The organism is Runella zeae DSM 19591 (genome assembly GCF_000423565.1).
Lineage (GTDB): Bacteria > Bacteroidota > Bacteroidia > Cytophagales > Spirosomataceae > Runella > Runella zeae.
Window position 1 is genome coordinate 26,852 of sequence record NZ_AUIF01000029.1, and the last position, 17,197, is coordinate 44,048.

At 42.9% G+C, this 17,197-nt stretch carries 17 protein-coding genes; 9 read left to right on the forward strand and 8 right to left on the reverse strand.

Annotation, left to right across the window (positions count from 1 at the left end; translation table 11 throughout):
• Window positions 1-36: 36 nt before the first annotated feature.
• On the forward strand, window positions 37-1,905 hold the full coding sequence (locus G563_RS0106350) for an ABC-F family ATP-binding cassette domain-containing protein (protein ID WP_028664574.1): 1,869 nt from the start codon (window positions 37-39) through the stop codon (window positions 1,903-1,905).
• A 4-nt stretch (window positions 1,906-1,909) separates the two neighbouring features.
• Here the strand turns inward: G563_RS0106350 and G563_RS0106355 are convergent, their stop codons facing one another.
• Window positions 1,910-2,317, reverse strand: a complete 408-nt coding sequence (locus G563_RS0106355) for a response regulator (RefSeq protein WP_028664575.1) — start codon at window positions 2,315-2,317, stop codon at window positions 1,910-1,912.
• 216 nt (window positions 2,318-2,533) lie between these two features.
• Between G563_RS0106355 and G563_RS0106360 the strand changes: the two genes are divergently transcribed.
• Complete coding sequence (locus G563_RS0106360; RefSeq protein WP_028664576.1) at window positions 2,534-3,178, forward strand: DedA family protein; 645 nt, start codon at window positions 2,534-2,536, stop codon at window positions 3,176-3,178.
• A 33-nt stretch (window positions 3,179-3,211) separates the two neighbouring features.
• A complete protein-coding gene (gene cdaA, locus G563_RS0106365; protein WP_028664577.1) occupies window positions 3,212-4,018 on the forward strand; it encodes a diadenylate cyclase CdaA in 807 nt (268 codons plus the stop codon).
• Here cdaA and G563_RS0106370 read toward each other — a convergent pair.
• The 3 genes from G563_RS0106370 to G563_RS0106380 are packed head-to-tail and all read right to left on the reverse strand — an operon-like array spanning window position 4,015 to window position 7,058.
• Window positions 4,015-5,418, reverse strand: a complete 1,404-nt coding sequence (locus G563_RS0106370) for a sulfatase family protein (RefSeq protein WP_028664578.1) — start codon at window positions 5,416-5,418, stop codon at window positions 4,015-4,017. The two genes, cdaA and G563_RS0106370, sit on opposite strands and share 4 nt — an antisense overlap.
• A gap of 60 nt (window positions 5,419-5,478) precedes the next feature.
• The gene (locus G563_RS0106375; protein WP_028664579.1) at window positions 5,479-6,822 is read right to left on the reverse strand and encodes a sulfatase family protein; all 1,344 of its coding nucleotides are present in this window, start codon (window positions 6,820-6,822) and stop codon (window positions 5,479-5,481) included.
• A gap of 53 nt (window positions 6,823-6,875) precedes the next feature.
• Complete coding sequence (locus G563_RS0106380) at window positions 6,876-7,058, reverse strand: hypothetical protein (RefSeq protein WP_028664580.1); 183 nt, start codon at window positions 7,056-7,058, stop codon at window positions 6,876-6,878.
• 77 nt (window positions 7,059-7,135) lie between these two features.
• Between G563_RS0106380 and G563_RS0106385 the strand changes: the two genes are divergently transcribed.
• Entirely contained in the window at window positions 7,136-8,146 is a 1,011-nt protein-coding gene (locus G563_RS0106385; RefSeq protein WP_028664581.1) for a S1C family serine protease, read from the forward strand.
• Window positions 8,147-8,211: 65 nt separating this feature from the next.
• Here G563_RS0106385 and G563_RS0106390 read toward each other — a convergent pair whose 3' ends face one another.
• The 3 genes from G563_RS0106390 to G563_RS0106400 all read right to left on the reverse strand — a co-directional run bounded on the left by G563_RS0106390 (window position 8,212) and on the right by G563_RS0106400 (window position 9,343).
• Window positions 8,212-8,466, reverse strand: coding sequence for a hypothetical protein (locus tag G563_RS0106390; protein ID WP_028664582.1), 255 nt, complete (start codon window positions 8,464-8,466; stop codon window positions 8,212-8,214).
• Window positions 8,467-8,505: 39 nt separating this feature from the next.
• A complete protein-coding gene (locus G563_RS0106395) occupies window positions 8,506-8,964 on the reverse strand; it encodes a hypothetical protein (RefSeq protein WP_028664583.1) in 459 nt (152 codons plus the stop codon).
• 88 nt (window positions 8,965-9,052) lie between these two features.
• Window positions 9,053-9,343, reverse strand: a complete 291-nt coding sequence (locus G563_RS0106400; RefSeq protein WP_028664584.1) for a hypothetical protein — start codon at window positions 9,341-9,343, stop codon at window positions 9,053-9,055.
• Window positions 9,344-9,439: 96 nt separating this feature from the next.
• On the opposite strand from G563_RS0106400, the gene hslU reads away from it, so the two are divergent.
• The gene (gene hslU, locus G563_RS0106410) at window positions 9,440-10,876 is read left to right on the forward strand and encodes an ATP-dependent protease ATPase subunit HslU (protein ID WP_028664585.1); all 1,437 of its coding nucleotides are present in this window, start codon (window positions 9,440-9,442) and stop codon (window positions 10,874-10,876) included.
• A gap of 197 nt (window positions 10,877-11,073) precedes the next feature.
• Window positions 11,074-12,507, forward strand: a complete 1,434-nt coding sequence (locus tag G563_RS0106415; RefSeq protein WP_028664586.1) for a S41 family peptidase — start codon at window positions 11,074-11,076, stop codon at window positions 12,505-12,507.
• Window positions 12,508-12,567: 60 nt separating this feature from the next.
• On the opposite strand, the gene uxuA is transcribed toward G563_RS0106415, so the two are convergent.
• Complete coding sequence (gene uxuA / locus G563_RS0106420) at window positions 12,568-13,755, reverse strand: mannonate dehydratase (protein WP_028664587.1); 1,188 nt, start codon at window positions 13,753-13,755, stop codon at window positions 12,568-12,570.
• A 199-nt stretch (window positions 13,756-13,954) separates the two neighbouring features.
• On the opposite strand from uxuA, the gene G563_RS0106425 reads away from it, so the two are divergent.
• From G563_RS0106425 to G563_RS0106435, 3 genes are all read left to right on the forward strand, one after another.
• Window positions 13,955-15,082, forward strand: a complete 1,128-nt coding sequence (locus G563_RS0106425; RefSeq protein WP_028664588.1) for a Re/Si-specific NAD(P)(+) transhydrogenase subunit alpha — start codon at window positions 13,955-13,957, stop codon at window positions 15,080-15,082.
• A gap of 196 nt (window positions 15,083-15,278) precedes the next feature.
• Window positions 15,279-15,587 carry an NAD(P) transhydrogenase subunit alpha part 2 gene (locus G563_RS0106430; protein WP_028664589.1) on the forward strand — a complete coding sequence of 103 codons (309 nt, stop codon included), beginning with the start codon at window positions 15,279-15,281 and terminating at the stop codon, window positions 15,585-15,587.
• Window positions 15,588-15,693: 106 nt separating this feature from the next.
• Window positions 15,694-17,097: an NAD(P)(+) transhydrogenase (Re/Si-specific) subunit beta gene (locus G563_RS0106435; protein WP_028664590.1), complete on the forward strand. Its 1,404-nt coding sequence runs from the start codon at window positions 15,694-15,696 to the stop codon at window positions 17,095-17,097.
• Window positions 17,098-17,197 lie beyond the last annotated feature (100 nt).

The following is a 17,197-nucleotide window of genomic DNA, read 5'->3' on the forward strand; positions in this document are numbered from 1 at the left end:
ACACAAGCAAAACTTTCTTCATGCTACCTTTGTGGCATGAATTATCTCTCCGCAGAAAATATCTCCAAGTCTTTTGGCGACAAATGGTTGTTCAAAGATTTGACAATAGGCCTTAATCGAGGCGACAAAGTAGCACTCATTGGAGCCAACGGAACTGGCAAAACCACCCTCATGACTATCTTGGCGGGCATCACACCCTTAGACCAAGGTGTAGTGAGTGTTCGGAAAGATATTAGAGTCGGTTACCTTGATCAAGCACCTGATTTTGACCCTCAGTTCCCCGTCATGGAGGTGCTGTTTTCGGGCAACAATCCCGTAGCATTGGCGGTAAAAGAATACGAACAAGCCTTACTGCTGGACGATGAAAAACGATTGACAAAAGCCATCGAACGCGTAGACTCACTCCAAGGTTGGGATTTTGAGGCACGCGTCAAAGAAATCTTGGGCAAACTGGGCGTGCCAGACGTCGAAGCAAAAATCGGCACTCTTTCGGGTGGTCAACGCAAACGTGTCGCTTTAGCCAAAGTTCTTATCGAAAGTCCCGACTTGCTTATTCTTGATGAGCCTACCAACCACCTCGATTTGAGCATGGTAGAATGGCTCGAAAATTATCTCAATACCCAAAATACCACGCTGCTGTTGGTAACTCACGATAGGTATTTTCTAGATACTGTCTGCAACACTATCGTCGAACTCGACAATGGGAATCTTTATACTTATCGGGGAAATTACGCTTACTTTTTGGAGAAAAAAGCCGAACGAGAAGCCGTAGAAGCCGCCGAAATCGATAAAGCTCGAAATCTTTATCGAAAAGAGCTAGATTGGATTCGGCGCCAGCCCAAAGCAAGAGGCACCAAAGCCAAATACCGCGTAGATGCTTTTGAAGATACCAAAGAAAAAGCCAGCCAACGCAGATATGACAATCAGATGGAACTCAATGTAAAATCAACACGACTGGGAAGTAAAATTGTTGAATTACAGAGTATTGGCAAACGATTTGGTGACAAAACAGTCGTTCACAATTTTCTTTATACTTTCAAAAAAGGGGATCGTATCGGAATCGTTGGCAAAAATGGAGCTGGAAAATCTACCCTACTCAATATGATAACGGGTGCGCTTCGCCCCGACAATGGGCAGGTGGTGAGAGGAGATACGGTACAGTTTGGATATTATCAACAAACCGACCTTGAATACAAAGACGGCCAACGAGTAGTAGATTGGGTAAAAGAAGTAGCAGAAGTGATTAGGCTCGGTACGGGCCAAACCGTGACAGCCTCGCAGTATTTACAAGCTTTTTTGTTTCCGCCTAATAAGCAAGGTACGCTTATCGAAAAACTCAGCGGAGGCGAAAAACGCCGCCTCCAGCTACTACGTGTTTTGATGGCCGAGCCCAACTTCCTCATCCTCGACGAACCTACCAACGACCTCGACATCACGACGCTTAATGTACTTGAGGAGTTTTTGATGAATTTTCCAGGCTGCTTGATTATCGTCTCGCACGACCGTTATTTTCTTGACCGTCTGGTCGACCATCTTTTTGTATTTGAAGAAAGGGGCAATATTCGCGATTTTCCGGGAAACTATACCGATTATCGTAATTTTTTGGCCGAAAACACTATCAGCAAAGCAGAAAGTAAGAATACCGCCGAACGCCCCGCACCAACGGCCTCACCTGCTCCCTCTACCACCAAACGAAAAGCGTCTTATAAAGAGCAAAAGGAATTTGAAAGTTTGGAAATCGAAATGGCAAAACTAGAGCAAGAAAAGGCCGATTATATACAAAAGCTTAATGGTGGCAGCAACAATCACCAAGATATCACGCAATGGGCGCAGCAAATCGAACGCATCAATACCTCACTCGAAGAAAAAGAAATGCGTTGGCTAGAGCTAAGCGAATTGATGTAGACTTCTAAACACTCTCGCCGTTGAAATAAGATTTGTTTTGTTTTAACGCCGAGAGTGCTTTTTCAAATTCTTCTTGAGGCGCGCTTTTGAGTATATGACCTTTCACACCTGCTTTGAGTGCTTCATCGATGTTGGTTTCATCTTCGGTCGTGGTCAGAAACAAAACTTTCGTAGAAGGATATAAAGCCTTCACTTGATACGCCACATCTACTCCGGTAAGGTAGGGCATATGTACATCCAAGAGTATAATATCTACTTTGGGAGTCTGGGCTAAAAAGGGAATTACTTTTCGGCTATCGATAAGCGAATCGACAATTTTGATGCCTTTGATTGAAGCCGTTTTTTCTTTTAATTCTTCAAGTGATTGGGGATAATCATCTACAAGGAGGATATGGATAGAAATATTACTCATAAAGCCATGATAATCTGGTTTTATCAAAAGTAACATTTTCTGCCTTTAAATAACAATCTAGCCTCTACTTATTCTTTAAGAAATTATTAAAAGATGGCACTTGGCTGATTTTGTGTAATTTTGAAGGTAGTTAAGCGTATCTACCTTAACAACCCTTATTTTTTCTTTTCCTTGGCAGTAGCAAACTCCTGCTAAGGTATATACTACGATACACACATGGATTCAATTTCAGGTTTTTTTCAGTATTTATTAGACTCCGAAGAAATCATCCGAACGGGCGGATTGGTACTTATCACACTCATTATTTTTGCCGAGAATGGTCTCTTCTTTGCTTTCTTTTTACCGGGCGATTATCTGGTATTTTTGGCGGGCGTGTTTTCTGCACTCAAAATCCTTGATGTTCCTATATTTCTCTTATTAGGATGTCTTTTTGGCGCCGCTATCTTAGGCTCCTTGACAGGCTATCTGACGGGGCGTTTTTTTGGAGATCGCATTCAAAATCGCCCCGATTCACTTTTTTTTAAGAAACAACACATCGAAACCACTCGCCAATACTTTGACAAATATGGTAGTAGGACCTTGGTAATTAGTCGCTTCTTGCCAGTAGTACGTACTTTTGCCCCCATTTTAGCGGGTCTTGTCAAAATGCAGTGGGGGGGATTTATGCTCTACAATGTGATAGGTGCAGCCTTTTGGATTTTTGGATTAACGGGCGGAGGTTACTATTTTGGCGAAAAATTCCCGTGGATTATCAACTATGTCCATTACATAGTGATTTTCTTCTTGGCCATTACAACATTTACGGTGGTGAGGGGTTATTTTAATGCACGCAAAGAAGTGAAGAGCCAAGATGAAGCCTAATCCGATTGTCTAAACTGCAAACTGCTGATTATAATGTTTTTGTTTGAAATAGGTTTTTTAAATATTGAATGGGTAGATGTATTAGATATTTTCCTAGTCGCCTTTCTGCTATTCCAAATTTATTATCTAGTAAGAGGCAGTTTGGCTAGTAGGGTATTTTTAGGGTATTTCCTGATTTATCTTTTTTACTTAATTGTACGGGCCATTGGTTTAGAGCTCCTTACCAAAATCCTTGAATACTTCATGGGAGTGGGTGCGGTGGCTTTGATTGTTATTTTTCAACAAGAAATTCGTCGCTTTTTACTCTTTATAGGTAAATCTACTGCCTTTGCCAACAACCGCCTCATCGGGCGTTTTTTGCGTCAGCCGACTCCCGCTGACAAAATCAACGAAATCAAACCTATCATTGAAGCCATCCGTGCGATGTCGTCGGAATTTACGGGTGGGCTGCTTGTGATTAAGAAAAACGATGAGCTTGACAAATACCTCCAAACAGGCGAAGAAGTAGATAGTGTACTTTCCAAACGCCTTTTTTTGGCGCTTTTCAACCAATACAGCCCCATGAACGACGGCGGTGTCATCGTGGCCGACGGTCGTATCAAAGCAGCGCGCTGTATTCTTCCGGTCTCTGATAGCGATGATTACGGCAATCTGGGCTTCCGACATCGGGCTGCGTTGGGAATGAGCGAAGTGACAGATGCTGCCGTGATAGTGGTTTCGGAAGAAACTGGTCGCATTTCGTTGGCAGTGGAGGGAGATTTGCACAGCAATATCCCCGCTTCAGAAGTAGAAGAACGCCTCAAAAAATACTTATTTGAAGTAAGTAAAACCAAAGCTTAATTTTTCATCTTTTCGGTAGCGGCGTTGTTGCCATAGTACGGATAAGATTCAAAAGGCTGTTTTCCTGCCATTCTGGGGTCTTGGGTATCTTTACGCCATTGCTCCAGCTGAGCTTTCAATTTACTTTTTTCTTTCTGATAAGCGGGGGATTGGGCTACATTTTTGAGCTGCTCTGGGTCTTTTCTCAAATCGTACAATTCTTCCGCAGGACGCTTGGCAAAAATTAACTGATAATATTTAGCATAAGCGACGGTATCACTCAGCACCAACTTTTTGGTAGGACTAGGGTCTACATCTCCATAAGGCCCTACTGCAAAATACAATTGGGGATCACCCGCCGGCCATTGGTCTGGCGAAAGATTTTGAATGTACAAATAATCGGTATTTCGGATAGCACGAATAGGATAACTCCTATCACCTCGACGTACATTGGCGTGCCGTTCGCGTTCTAAAAATACCTCTTTCCGATGAACTTGGCTTTTGCCTTGCAACAAAGGCATCAAACTTTTGCCCGTCACCATATTAGGAATCGGTACTCCTGCAACTTCTAAAAAAGTAGGGGCAAAATCTACAAAGCTCATGAAAGTATCCGTCTTGCGAGGAGATAGTTGATTTTTCCAATAAAATACCAAAGGCAAATTGGTACCTGCGTCATAAATATTGGCCTTGGCTCTAGGAAAAGGCATACCATTGTCGGAAGTGACTACGATGAAGGTATTTTCCAATTCCCCTATAGCTTCTAGTTTTTTTATCAACGCTCCTACTTCTTGGTCAAATCGCTGTACTTCATAATAATAATCAAGAATATCTTCCCTTACTTCGAGCTGGTCAGGCCAGTAAGCTGGTACCCGTACTTGCTGCGGATTGAGTCCTGCGGCTTTTCCAGTACCTTTTACATAATCCCGATGTGGGTCTTGACTGCCAAACCAATAGCAGAAGGGTTGGCCTTGAGGTCTTTTTGCTAAAAATTCGTCAAAATTTTGATAGCCTTTTCCAGCAGGATTTTGTTCATAACCTCCTACTTTAAAATTACCTGGTCCCCACCCTTTACGTTCTAAGCCTACATGATAGCCATGCTGAGCGAGTAGCTGAGCATAATTAGGTAACTTAATTTGAAGCGTGCTCCAAAGATTCCCGCTTTCTTCATTTTGATGAGGATAACGCCCTGTCAAAATAGTAGCACGTGAAGGAGTACAGGAGGGGGAGCCGCAAAAAGCATTGGTAAATAGTACTCCTTCTTTGGCCAAACGGTCGAAATTAGGCGTTTGGACTACTTTGTCGCCATACACCCCGGCATGTTTTCCCCAGTCGTCAGCGATGCAAAAAAGAATATTGGGTCTTTTTTGGGCAAAAACAGTACTTACAAAAAAAGCTAGTAAACCAACAAATACAAGTTTCATTTGTGAAAAGAGTTTAAGGTTAGGAGTTGTGTTTTTCTATGTAAACAACCACATAGCAAACTACTTTTGCCATTGTACGCTTCCTACTTTTTGAAGATGAACACGCATTTTTTTACTGAGTGATTCATATATTTCTTTATTTGTTTTCTTAAGGTCATTCGTCTCCAGCGAGTCTACCGACATATCGAAAAGTTGAAAAGGCTCAAAAGGATTGTTTTGTACTAACTTCCACTGCCCCTCACGCATTCCATAATAATCTTGGCCTCCATAATCAACCCCACCCTCGCGCCGCATCCAAAACACTGTTCGGTCAAAAGAAGAGACGCTTTTTCCCAACATCGTTGACAACAACGACTTTCCATCAATATCCGTAGGAGGCGTGACACCCGCCACTTCGCAGAAAGTAGGCAGCAAATCCATCATCAATCCCGGAGTGTTGGTCTGAGCGTTGGGCACGATTTTGTTTTTCCACACGGCCATAGTAGGTACCCGCAGACCTCCTTCATACATTGTTTGCTTGCCTCCTTTCCAAGGTCCATTGTCGGCTTCGGTAGAGAGGAGGCCACCATTGTCACTACTAAATACAATGAGCGTATTGTCGGCTTGGTTGTTTTTCTGGAGGGCCGCCATCACTCTCCCGATATTATCATCAAGATGCTCAATGAGTGCTGTCAAGAGTGCTCTTTTTTCGGTAAGATTTGGATTCCTCTTTTTGATTTTATCGAGCCATTCACGAGGAGGTTGCATCGGAAAATGTGGCGCATTGTAGGCTAAATACAGAAAAAAGGGCTGAGGGCTTTTCTTTTGATTGTCAAGATACTCTATCGCCCAATCCGTAAACACATCAGTTGCATGTCCTTTGGGGTCAACCACCTGTTTATTGAGCCTCATCCAATTTTTGCCTTCTCGCAAATGCGTATAATAATCATCCATCATATCTTCCAAAAACCCGTGAAAGTGCATAAATCCACGTTCGTTGGGGTGGTTTTCGGGTTCAAGGCCAAGGTGCCATTTACCGACCATGCCCGTATGATACCCTCCCGATTTTAGCAATTGTGGTAAGGTCTTTACTTTAGGATTAAAATACCCCCAACTATTCAAAGTATTCCCTCTGATGACGCCTGGTACTCCTACCAAATCAGGGTATTTGCCCGATAGCAAAGCCGCGCGGGTGGGCGAGCAAACCGTGGAGTTGGCATAGAAGCTATTAAACTTTAAGCCTTGTTTGGCCAAGGCATCCAAGTGAGGCGTTTGGCAATATTTAGACCCATACACGCCCACTTCGCCCCAACCCATATCATCCACCAAAATCATGATGATGTTTGGCTTTTTTTGAGCAAAAGCAAAATGGGTTAAAAGTAAGAGATAGGAAACGCGACGCAGAAAAATGAATACGGAAGTCATATATTTTGAGGTGATTATTACTAAAAACCTCAAAACCATTGATTCTAACTTGATTAGTCCAATTTTATCCGATACTTTCTTCGAGTATCATTAATCAGGAATTTTTTTTGAGCTGTAAAGCTCTCGGGATGAAGCTGGGCAAAAAGTCTTTCCCACTCATTAAAACGCTCGGCTTCGTGTTGCCGAAATGCCGTTATGTCTATTTTTTTACTAATAAGGTATTCTTCAAAGGTCATTGTCTGTCAAAATGTCTTCTTTTTTTAGGATGGTACAGGGATTGAACACCCCTCTCAATCTCATTCTCTAAAACACCATGATTGCATTCATCGATTCTCCTACCGGCACCACCCAGGGTGGCGCGTCGGTTTTACAAAATGATGCGCCTCTGCTCGACGCATACTCCCAAACGGTGGTAAATGTAGCAAAAAAAGTCAGCAATTCGGTAGTTCAAATCAAGGTCAGTGGCAAAAAAGACCCTCGCAATCGGCAGCCCAACGAAGGGCAAGGTTCGGGCTCGGGTTTTGTGATTTCATCAGACGGGTTTATCATTACCAACAATCACGTAGTAGCAGGAGCTACCAAAATCTCGGCACTGCTCCAAGACGGACGCGAGTTTGAAGCACAGGTCATTGGCCGCGACCCTGCTACTGACATTGCGGTTTTGAAAATATATGGTGACGCTCTAAGAGCCGTCTCTTTTGGCGATTCCAAAAACTTACAAGTAGGACAAATAGCTATTGCGATTGGAAATCCTTATGGTTTTCAATATACCGTAACAGCGGGGGTAATTAGTGCTTTGGGTCGGTCGTTGCGCTCGGAAGGTGGGCGTTTGATTGATGATGTCATCCAAACGGACGCTTCCTTAAATCCCGGCAATTCAGGAGGGCCTTTGGTCAATTCTCATGGAGAGGTGATTGGGGTAAACACCGCCGTTATTTTGCCAGCTCAGGGGCTTTGTTTTGCGGTCTCTTCCAATATCGCGGCCCAAGTGGCAGGACAACTTATCATGAAAGGGCGGGTACGTAGAGGTTACTTGGGGATAGGTGGTCAACTCATCAATCTCACCGACCGTATCATGCAATACAATCAGTTGCAAACCAAAACCGGTATCTACATTGTCAGTGTAGAAGCCGACGGCGTAGCTTACAATTCGGAGTTTCAGGCGGGGGATATTATTGTGGGTTTTGAAGGAAAACCCGTGAGCTCAGTCGATGATCTGCACAAACTACTAACCGAAGACACCATTGGAAAACGTAGCCAAGTGACGATATTACGCAACAATTTAGCGAAAAAAATAACGGTAATTCCGGGTGAGTTGAAGTAAGAAGACTTTTATGCAAGCTTCCCTGATTGAGCGGGGAAACTTGCATAAAAATTTGAGATTAGTTTTTACAGGCAGGATGCCTGTGCTACAGTTTGAAAATCATTGTGCATTTGTTGAAAACGAGCAAAAATGGTTTTTAAGAAGGTTTCATCAGTAAATATCTTCCGAATATCTGATTCATCGCCCAAAAAATCTAGTTCGCTGATTTTGTAAGTTTGCTCATACAAACCTGCTTCTACTTTCACGATGTATTTACCGTTCCACGTATAAAGCCCAATTTTATAAGTATCAGTACTTGCAATATCTCCTACGTAACGCATGAGGTCTATACTTTTTTCTTTGAGTTGTGAGTTGACTTTTTATTTACAATTGTCTTTGCGGCGCGTATCGATGATGCTCCAGATTTTCCAGCCTTTTGCTGTTTTTATCAACTGAAAAGCATTTACCCCACAATGACTAAAGTTTCCCTTGTAATAAAACTGATAGGGAGTCCAAGCGGTTGCTAAGTCACCATCAATCCTAATTTCAATGGACGAAAGGCGTTCGTCCAAATCGCCCGGAGTGGCTTTGCCAATACTTTTCAAGAAGCCTTCAAAAGAATCTGAGCGAACCGACATTTCACCGCTTGGCGTTTTAGTGATTCCTTCGAGCTTTGCGCCTACCATCAGCGTTTGGCGTACCAGCGAAGAGTCACTTTTTTTCATCCCTTCAAAAAGTTGTTGAATTGGCAACTTAGCCGCGTTTTCTTCCGCACTTTGGGCATAGGCAAGGCTTCCTACGGCCATTAATACCATACTAAAAAGTAGCTTTTTTTTCATGAGATTAAAAGTTTGTTGGAGGCAGAAACAAACGAAGCGACGCTTTAATGAACGTCGCTTCGTTAGATTATATTAAAATCGGAAATGCTTAGTTGGTTTTAGCCGCAGAGTCAGCAACAGCAGCCACAGGAGCGCTAGTTTCTGGGGTAGCTCCGCCAAACAATTTCTCACGGATGGCATTGGTACGCTGCTCTAATTCAGGCTTTGCAGTGTATTTAATCTTAGTCTGACGAGCGGCCGAATCAGGGTGCACGCCATAAACATACTCATCGCCAGCACGCACATCTGGTTGGTCGATGGTATTGTTCTTTTGATACTTACACGAGGCTAAAGAAACAGCCAACATCAAAGCACTTATTTTCAGAAAGTTACGTTTCATCTTCAAGATTCGTTTATCAAATTTGTACAAAAATAGAGGTCAAATTTGAAATTGCCAACGTTTCTACGTTTGTTTTGTAAAAATTTCATTGCATTTATGTCCTCACAACTAGACAAACTGACCCCCCGCGAGATAGTCGCCGAACTTGACAAATATATCATCGGGCAACATGATGCGAAGCGCAATGTAGCTATTGCTCTTCGAAATCGTTGGCGCCGTATGAATAGCATTCCCGAAATGCAAAAAGAAATCATTCCTAATAATATCCTGATGATTGGGGCTACAGGCGTGGGTAAAACCGAAATAGCTCGCCGTTTGGCCAAAATCGCCAATGCGCCTTTTGTAAAAGTAGAAGCCTCTAAATTTACCGAAGTAGGCTATGTAGGCCGCGACGTTGAAAGCATGGTGAGAGACTTGGTAGAGCAGGCTGTCAATATGGTAAAAAGCGCCAAAAAAGAGGAAGTAAAGCAAAAAGCCCAAGAGATTGTGGAAGATATGATTTTGGATGTACTGATTCCACCCATGTATCCCAATACCTCATTCCAGAATACTCCCCGTTCCAATGTGGGCTTTGAAATCAAAGATGACAACGACGTCGTACAACCACCGCCGCCTGTGACCTCCATGCCCGACCATGAACTCAACGAACGCACTCGCAATCGTTTTCGGGAAAAATTAAAAGCAGGGGAGCTAGAAAACCGAAAAATCGAAATCGATATGCAAGCTTCTTCCTCGCCAAACATTGGCGTAATGGGTGGCCCGATTGACGATGTGTCGATGATGAATCTTCAAGAAATGCTTGGCAACATGATGCCCAAACGCAGCAAAAAGCGTAAACTAACCATCGCCGATGCCCGTAAAATATTGCTTGAAGAAGAAGCCGCCAAGCTCATCGATATGGATGAAGTAAAAGAAGAGGCTATTCGCAAGGCAGAAGATTTGGGAATTATTTTTATTGATGAAATCGATAAAATCGCCAATTCGGGCGGGAAAGGTGGCGGGCCTGACGTAAGCCGCGAAGGGGTACAGCGGGATTTGTTGCCGATTGTAGAAGGTTCCACTGTCAATACCAAATACGGCCCTATCAAAACCGACCATATTTTGTTTGTAGCGGCGGGAGCATTTCATGTCTCCAAACCTTCTGACTTAATCCCTGAACTACAAGGCCGTTTTCCGATTCGGGTAGAGTTACAAAGCCTCACCGAAGACGATTTTTATCTTATTCTGAAAGAACCTCGCAACTCTCTTACGCGTCAATATCACGCCCTTATGGAGGCAGAAGGTGTAGAGCTTTCTTTTCAAGACGAAGCCCTGCGCGAAATTGCGAAGTTGGCCTTTACGATTAACTCAGACGTCGAAAACATCGGAGCGCGTCGTTTACAAACCGTAATGAGTACCTTGCTCAACGACTTCATGTTTGATATACCGGATGTTATTGGAGCCAATGCCCACGTAGTAGTTACCAAAGAACTCGTCCAAGAGCGCCTGTCTAGTTTAGTCAAAAATCGTGATTTGAGTCAGTATATTTTGTAGGCTAAAAAATAAACTTAACAAGCTCTTATAGATTTTCTTGGGACGTCTATTCCGATACACACATATTTCCAAGCGGGTTTTCTCTTAGGATAAAACCCGCTATTTCATCGGGTTAATAAGGGAGTTTATATAAAAAAGTTGGTCGCTACAAACCCATAAAGCAGTTTTGTCCACCCAAACTTAAACACCCTTCATCTATGAAAGCCCCTCATCCTATTTTATTATTTTGGATATTATTTTTGAATTCATTGGCTATTTTTGCCCAAAACTCCTGCGAATGTGCTTCTACTTTAAATATAATTATCAAAAAAACGGAAGACAATTATGCCGGTTTTTATGACAAAGTCAACCCTAAAACTCGTCCTCGATATGAAGCTCTAGTAGATAGCCTTCGTGCAGCAGCGGCTGGCTTAGAAGGAGACAAAAATTGTTTTCAACTCCTCAAAAAGTACAAGAAGTTTTTTGGTGATGGCCACTTTCAGCTCTATTTCAATGCTCCAGAAGTGAATATTGCGGTCAAAAAAATCGACATCGACGAAAGCACTGTAAAGATTTATTTAGATAAAAACACTTCCCAACTTCACCCTCTTGAAGGAATTTGGGAAATCGCAGACGGTAGCTATCGAGTGGCCCTGATGCGACATCCACAGCACCCTACCAAAATCGTGGCCGTTGTACTCTCAAGTCAAAACAAACAGTGGCAACTTGGCATGATTAAGTTTGAAGCGCAAGCCCAAGGCAACAGCCCTTATAAAGGTATCTATTGGGCAGGTGATTTGTCATCCTCAGAACGTACCTTTTTGTTGGACAACAACCTACTAAACATCCCCAACTCGGGTTATTGGATACGCCGCTATCCACAAGAAGCTACTCCTTTGGAGATTGCTAAATCCCAAGCAGCCGAAGAAGATTTCTCTCTAAAACCTATTGACAATCAGACTTTTTACATCCGTATACCTTCCTTTGGTGTTTCTTATGCTACGGTAGATAGTTTACTCAAAACCCATGATTTGACTATTCGTCGCAGCCCCTATCTTATTATAGATATCCGTGAAAATGGGGGAGGGATGAACAGCAGTTTCCCGGCAATTTTGAAATACCTCAATACCCATAATTTTAAAGATATTCATTCTCACTTTAGAAGTACAGCAGATAATCTATTGGCCGAAAAGGCAATCATCGATAGGGCAATTAGGGAGGAGTGGATTTCGGAAAAAGAAGCAAAACCTTGGCAAGAGACATTGGCTAAAAATCAAAAACAAATAGGAAAAATGGTGAAGTACGCCCCCGAAAATATAAAATTTAAAGAGGTACTCCCCAACCCTAAAAAAGTAGCTGTCCTCATGAACGAACACTGCTACAGTAGCGCCGAATACTTCGTCTATTTTGCTAAACAAAGTAAAAAAGTAACGCTTTTTGGCAAAAACACGGGCGGAATGATGGATTATGGCAATGTAAGAAATATGCCGCTTCCGTGTCCTCTTTTTGAATTGCGGCTTCCTACTACCCGCACAGGATGGGTGGATTATGCCCCTATCGACAACGTAGGCTTTCAGCCCGATGTGCGCATTCCTGACAATGAAAAAGACTGGGTTAAATTTGTCCAAAATTATTGGAGACTACCCAACTAAAATAAATTAGGAAGTACCCCCTGTGTCAGTTGAAGTAAGTTCTTTCACAGGGGGATTCAATTACAAACTGCGCTCTATTCCAAACTCTAAGCCACGCAATTCGGCCAAGCCACGTAAACGCCCAATTGCCGTGTATCCGGGATTTGTTTTTTTAGAGGCATTGAGATCATCGAGCATTCTATGTCCGTGGTCAGGGCGGAAAGGCATCCTTAAATCTTTGCGTCCTACTTCTTTTCTGCGTCTTTGTTCAAGCACCAACGCTTTCATGACTCTATACATATCCACATTTCCTTCCAAGTGATTGGCTTCGTGGAAGTTGCCTTCGTCATCGCGTTGCGTAGCTCTCAAATGGATAAAATGGATGCGGTCACCCATCCGTTCTACCATGCCTACTAAATCGTTGTCGGCCCGTACGCCATAGCTCCCTGTACAAAAGCAAAGGCCATTGGCAGGCATATCGGCTGCGGCCAAAAGAAGTTTAGCATCGGCTTCGGTACTTACCACACGTGGTAGACCCAAAATAGGATATGGAGGGTCATCAGGATGAATCGAGAGCCTCATTCCCAGATTTTGAGCTACGGGTACTATCTCTCGCAAGAAAGCATACAGATTGGTACGCAATTCTTTATCGCCTACGTTTTTATAAGTATCCAATACATCTCTAAACTGCTCTACAGTATAGCTCTCTTCCGAACCAGGCAAACCAGCTATGATGTTACGAACAAGGCGCTGTATGTCAGTTTCGTCGGCATTATCTATCCACTTTTTAGCTTTTTGCTTTTGGGTTTCGGTATAATGCTTTTCTGCTCCTTGCCGCTGCAAAATGTATAATTCAAAAGCCGCAAATTCATTGAAATCAAAGCGCAAACCCGTAGAACCATCCGACATAGGAGCCTCCAAGTCGGTACGTGTCCAATCCAAAATAGGCATGAAGTTATAACAAACAGTATCAATACCACTTGCCGCCAAATTGGTCAAAGACTCCTTATAATTATTGATGTACTCTTTGAAATTACCTGATGCCTTTTTGATGTCTTCATGAACTGGTACGCTCTCTACCACCGACCACGTCAGGCCTGCTTCTTCAATTTCGGTTTTACGTTTTTGGATTTCGGCGGTTGTCCATACCTGTCCGTTGGGGATGTGATGAAGGGCCGTCACGATTCCTGTCGCACCTGCTTGTTTTACATCCAACAAGCTCACGGGGTCATTGGGGCCAAACCATCGCCATGTTTGTTCTAATGCCATATTTACAAAGTGCCTCGCACCATTATTTGTTAATTTAGTTTTAAAAACATCAAGAACGCCAAACGCTTTCTCAACTGAAAATTAAAGCTTAGTGCGCAAAAAAAATACTACATTAATTTGCAAAAAACCCCGTACAGATGTTGTTTAAGTGGATAAAGTCCTATATTTTGGCATTTTATTCCTAAAAACCATCCTGATTTTGAAAATAGCGATTTTAAAAGAAACAAAAGCCTTTGAAAGGCGGGTTTCGGTCACCCCTGATGTTGTTAAGTCTCTTCTCAAAGCTGGCTTTACATGCTCCGTTCAAAGCGGCGCTGGCGAAAAATCTTCTCTTTTAGACATTGATTATGAAAATGCAGGAGCTACCGTTATGGTAGATGTCTCCAAACTGTTAGGCGATGCTGATGTGGTTCTCAAAATCAATGCTCCTACCCTAGAAGAAGTGGCACAAATGCGCGAAGGTGCGGTAGCTATTTCGTTTTTGTATGCTTATACGCAGCCAGATTTAGTGAAAGCTTTTAATCAAAAAAAGATTTCGGCTTTTAGCATGGATGCAGTTCCTCGTACTACAAAGGCCCAAAGTATGGACGCCCTTAGCTCCCAAGCCAATCTAGCAGGCTACAAGGCGGTACTACTAGGTGCCAATGCCCTCGGTAAAATTTTCCCGTTGATGATGACCGCCGCTGGGACTATCAAGCCCTCTAAGGTTTTGATTTTTGGAGCAGGCGTAGCTGGTTTACAAGCTATTGCAACAGCCAAGCGCCTAGGGGCTGTGGTAGAAGTAACAGACGTTCGCCCCGAAACCAAAGAACAAGTCGAGTCACTGGGGGGAAAATTCTTGAGTGTAGAAGGAATGGAAGCCAACAAATCGGAAGGAGGCTATGCAAAGGAAGTGTCGGCGGAATTTTTACAGAAACAACAAGACCTCATCAAACAACGCATCAAAGATGCTGACTTGGTCATTACGACGGCGCTAGTAATGGGAAAAAAGGCGCCTATTTTAGTGACGGAAGAAATGGTAAAATCCATGAAAACAGGAAGTGTAATCGTGGATATGGCGGTAGAGTCGGGTGGTAACTGTGCCTTGAGTGAACCCAACCAAACTGTTGTCAAAAATGGCGTTACAATCATTGGAGAATCCAATTTACCGGCTTTACTTGCTACCAACGCCAGTGATTTATATGCCAAAAACATCAGCACTCTTTTGTTGCATTTGGCGAACAAAGATGGTTTTAAGTGGGAGCTTGACGAAGAAATCACCAAAGGAAGCCTTATCACCCATAAAGGCGAACTAATACACACTTTCACCAAAAGCATTTTGGGCTAATGTGGTACGGACATCCTGTCCGTCATCATCAAATAAAAAACTAATCAAGCTACCAGAGTGCCAAGTTTATTAGTCATCAAATCATTTTTAAAAACTGGCAGGATGCCTGTGCCACAAATACATGAAGTTTCTCATTATATTTTATTAGTCATCAAATCATTTTTAAAAACGGGCAGGATGCCCGTGCCACAAACATATGGATTCTATCATCACTTTTATTGGAGAAAATATCCAACTGATTTATATTCTTATTCTTTCCATTTTTGTCGGAATTGAGGTCATTTCAAAAGTTCCTTCTGCCCTCCATACGCCTCTCATGTCAGGCGCAAATGCGATTCACGGGGTGGTTATCATTGGAGCTATTATAGTCATGGGTCATGCCGAAGAAGGTAATTGGCCTGCGCTCATTTTGGGCTTCTTGGCCGTTATTCTTGGTACACTTAATGTAGTTGGTGGCTTCGTAGTTACTGATAGGATGTTGGAAATGTTTAAGAAAAAGAAATAATTTTTTGTCCCTCTCTCCACAAAATCAACCTAAAACCTAACCACTTTCTTACTTCCTTTCCAAACCTAGAAAAGAAAAGACAATGGTGGACAAATCTACAACTGAAATGCTACAACAATATTGGTTATATCTCATTTACCTTTTAGGTTCGGTCTTTTTTATCGTTGGATTAAAAATGCTTTCTGGCCCCAAAACAGCCCGTAATGGCAATTTTTTAGCCGCCGCAGGGATGACAATCGCTATTTTGGGGACTATTTTCATGCACAAAAACGAAGACGGCGAATCCATCGGCAATTATGGTTGGATTTTTGGCGGCATTGCCATAGGTACTGTGGTTGGCTGGATTTCGGCAAAGAAAGTAAAAATGACCGCCATGCCGCAAATGGTAAGCCTCTTCAATGGTATGGGAGGAGCCTGTGCGGCTCTGATTTCATTAGTTGAATTTGGTCATATGCACCATGATGCCTCTCCTGCTACCATTCTCACGATTGTAGCAGGTTTAGTAATTGGAAGTATTTCATTTTCGGGCAGTATCATTGCGTATGCCAAGCTGCAAGAAATCATGAAGAAAACCTTCAAACTTCCTGCTCAAAACATATTGACGATTGTGCTACTATTAAGTATCTTAGGATTAAGCATTTATATTGCGATAGGGCATCCTTCAGCAGCTTTATTTTATACCGTATTTGTATTGTCTCTACTTTATGGTATTTTGTTTGTACTTCCCATCGGCGGAGCCGATATGCCTGTTGTGATTTCTTTGCTTAACTCTTTCACTGGAGTAGCTGCGGCATTTGGGGGCTTTTTGTATGATAATCAAGTCATGCTTACAGGCGGAATTTTAGTAGGTTCGGCTGGGACACTGCTTACGATTTTGATGTGTAACGCCATGAACCGTTCGCTTACCAATGTTATTTTTGGTTCATTCGGCGGGGGTAGTAGTCAGGGCGGTGGCGACGCAAGCAGCTTTGCAGGAGGGGCAGTTAAAAGTAGTACCCCTTCCGACGTGGCCATTTTGATGAATTATGCCCAAAAAGTAATCGTAGTGCCAGGCTATGGATTGGCTGTAGCACAAGCCCAACACGTCATTCACGAACTCGAAGCCCTGCTTGAAGGCCGTGGAGTAGAAGTCAAATACGCCATTCATCCCGTAGCAGGTAGGATGCCCGGCCACATGAATGTCCTCTTGGCAGAGTCGAATGTAGCCTACGACAAACTGGTAGAAATGGAAGAAATCAATGACCAATTTGCTACTACCGACGTGGTATTTGTAGTAGGTGCCAACGACGTCGTCAACCCTGCCGCTCGTAGCAATCCCGCCAGTCCTATCTACGGTATGCCTATCCTAAACGCAGACAAAGCCCGTACCGTAATTGTAAGCAAGCGCTCCATGGCGGCTGGCTATGCAGGGATTGACAATGAGCTTTTCTATTATCCAAACTGCCTTATGCTTTTTGGAGATGCCAAAGATTCTATCACCAAGGTAGTCAATGAGTTGAAAGGAATGTAAATATTTCATACAAAAGTCGTTTACCAAAATAGCTGTGCCATTTTTGATAAATTGTCACTAAGACCTTATTGTCATTTTTATTTCTACCACTTGATAAATA

Coding starts and splice junctions, on each gene's coding strand:
- G563_RS0106350 (WP_028664574.1), top strand. CDS start 37: ATGAATTATCTCTCCGCAGAAAATATCTCCAAGTCTTTTGGCGACAAA.
- G563_RS0106355 (WP_028664575.1), bottom strand. CDS start 2,317: ATGAGTAATATTTCTATCCATATCCTCCTTGTAGATGATTATCCCCAA.
- G563_RS0106360 (WP_028664576.1), top strand. CDS start 2,534: ATGGATTCAATTTCAGGTTTTTTTCAGTATTTATTAGACTCCGAAGAA.
- cdaA (WP_028664577.1), top strand. CDS start 3,212: ATGTTTTTGTTTGAAATAGGTTTTTTAAATATTGAATGGGTAGATGTA.
- G563_RS0106370 (WP_028664578.1), bottom strand. CDS start 5,418: ATGAAACTTGTATTTGTTGGTTTACTAGCTTTTTTTGTAAGTACTGTT.
- G563_RS0106375 (WP_028664579.1), bottom strand. CDS start 6,822: ATGACTTCCGTATTCATTTTTCTGCGTCGCGTTTCCTATCTCTTACTT.
- G563_RS0106380 (WP_028664580.1), bottom strand. CDS start 7,058: ATGACCTTTGAAGAATACCTTATTAGTAAAAAAATAGACATAACGGCA.
- G563_RS0106385 (WP_028664581.1), top strand. CDS start 7,136: ATGATTGCATTCATCGATTCTCCTACCGGCACCACCCAGGGTGGCGCG.
- G563_RS0106390 (WP_028664582.1), bottom strand. CDS start 8,466: ATGCGTTACGTAGGAGATATTGCAAGTACTGATACTTATAAAATTGGG.
- G563_RS0106395 (WP_028664583.1), bottom strand. CDS start 8,964: ATGAAAAAAAAGCTACTTTTTAGTATGGTATTAATGGCCGTAGGAAGC.
- G563_RS0106400 (WP_028664584.1), bottom strand. CDS start 9,343: ATGAAACGTAACTTTCTGAAAATAAGTGCTTTGATGTTGGCTGTTTCT.
- hslU (WP_028664585.1), top strand. CDS start 9,440: ATGTCCTCACAACTAGACAAACTGACCCCCCGCGAGATAGTCGCCGAA.
- G563_RS0106415 (WP_028664586.1), top strand. CDS start 11,074: ATGAAAGCCCCTCATCCTATTTTATTATTTTGGATATTATTTTTGAAT.
- uxuA (WP_028664587.1), bottom strand. CDS start 13,755: ATGGCATTAGAACAAACATGGCGATGGTTTGGCCCCAATGACCCCGTG.
- G563_RS0106430 (WP_028664589.1), top strand. CDS start 15,279: ATGGATTCTATCATCACTTTTATTGGAGAAAATATCCAACTGATTTAT.
- G563_RS0106435 (WP_028664590.1), top strand. CDS start 15,694: ATGCTACAACAATATTGGTTATATCTCATTTACCTTTTAGGTTCGGTC.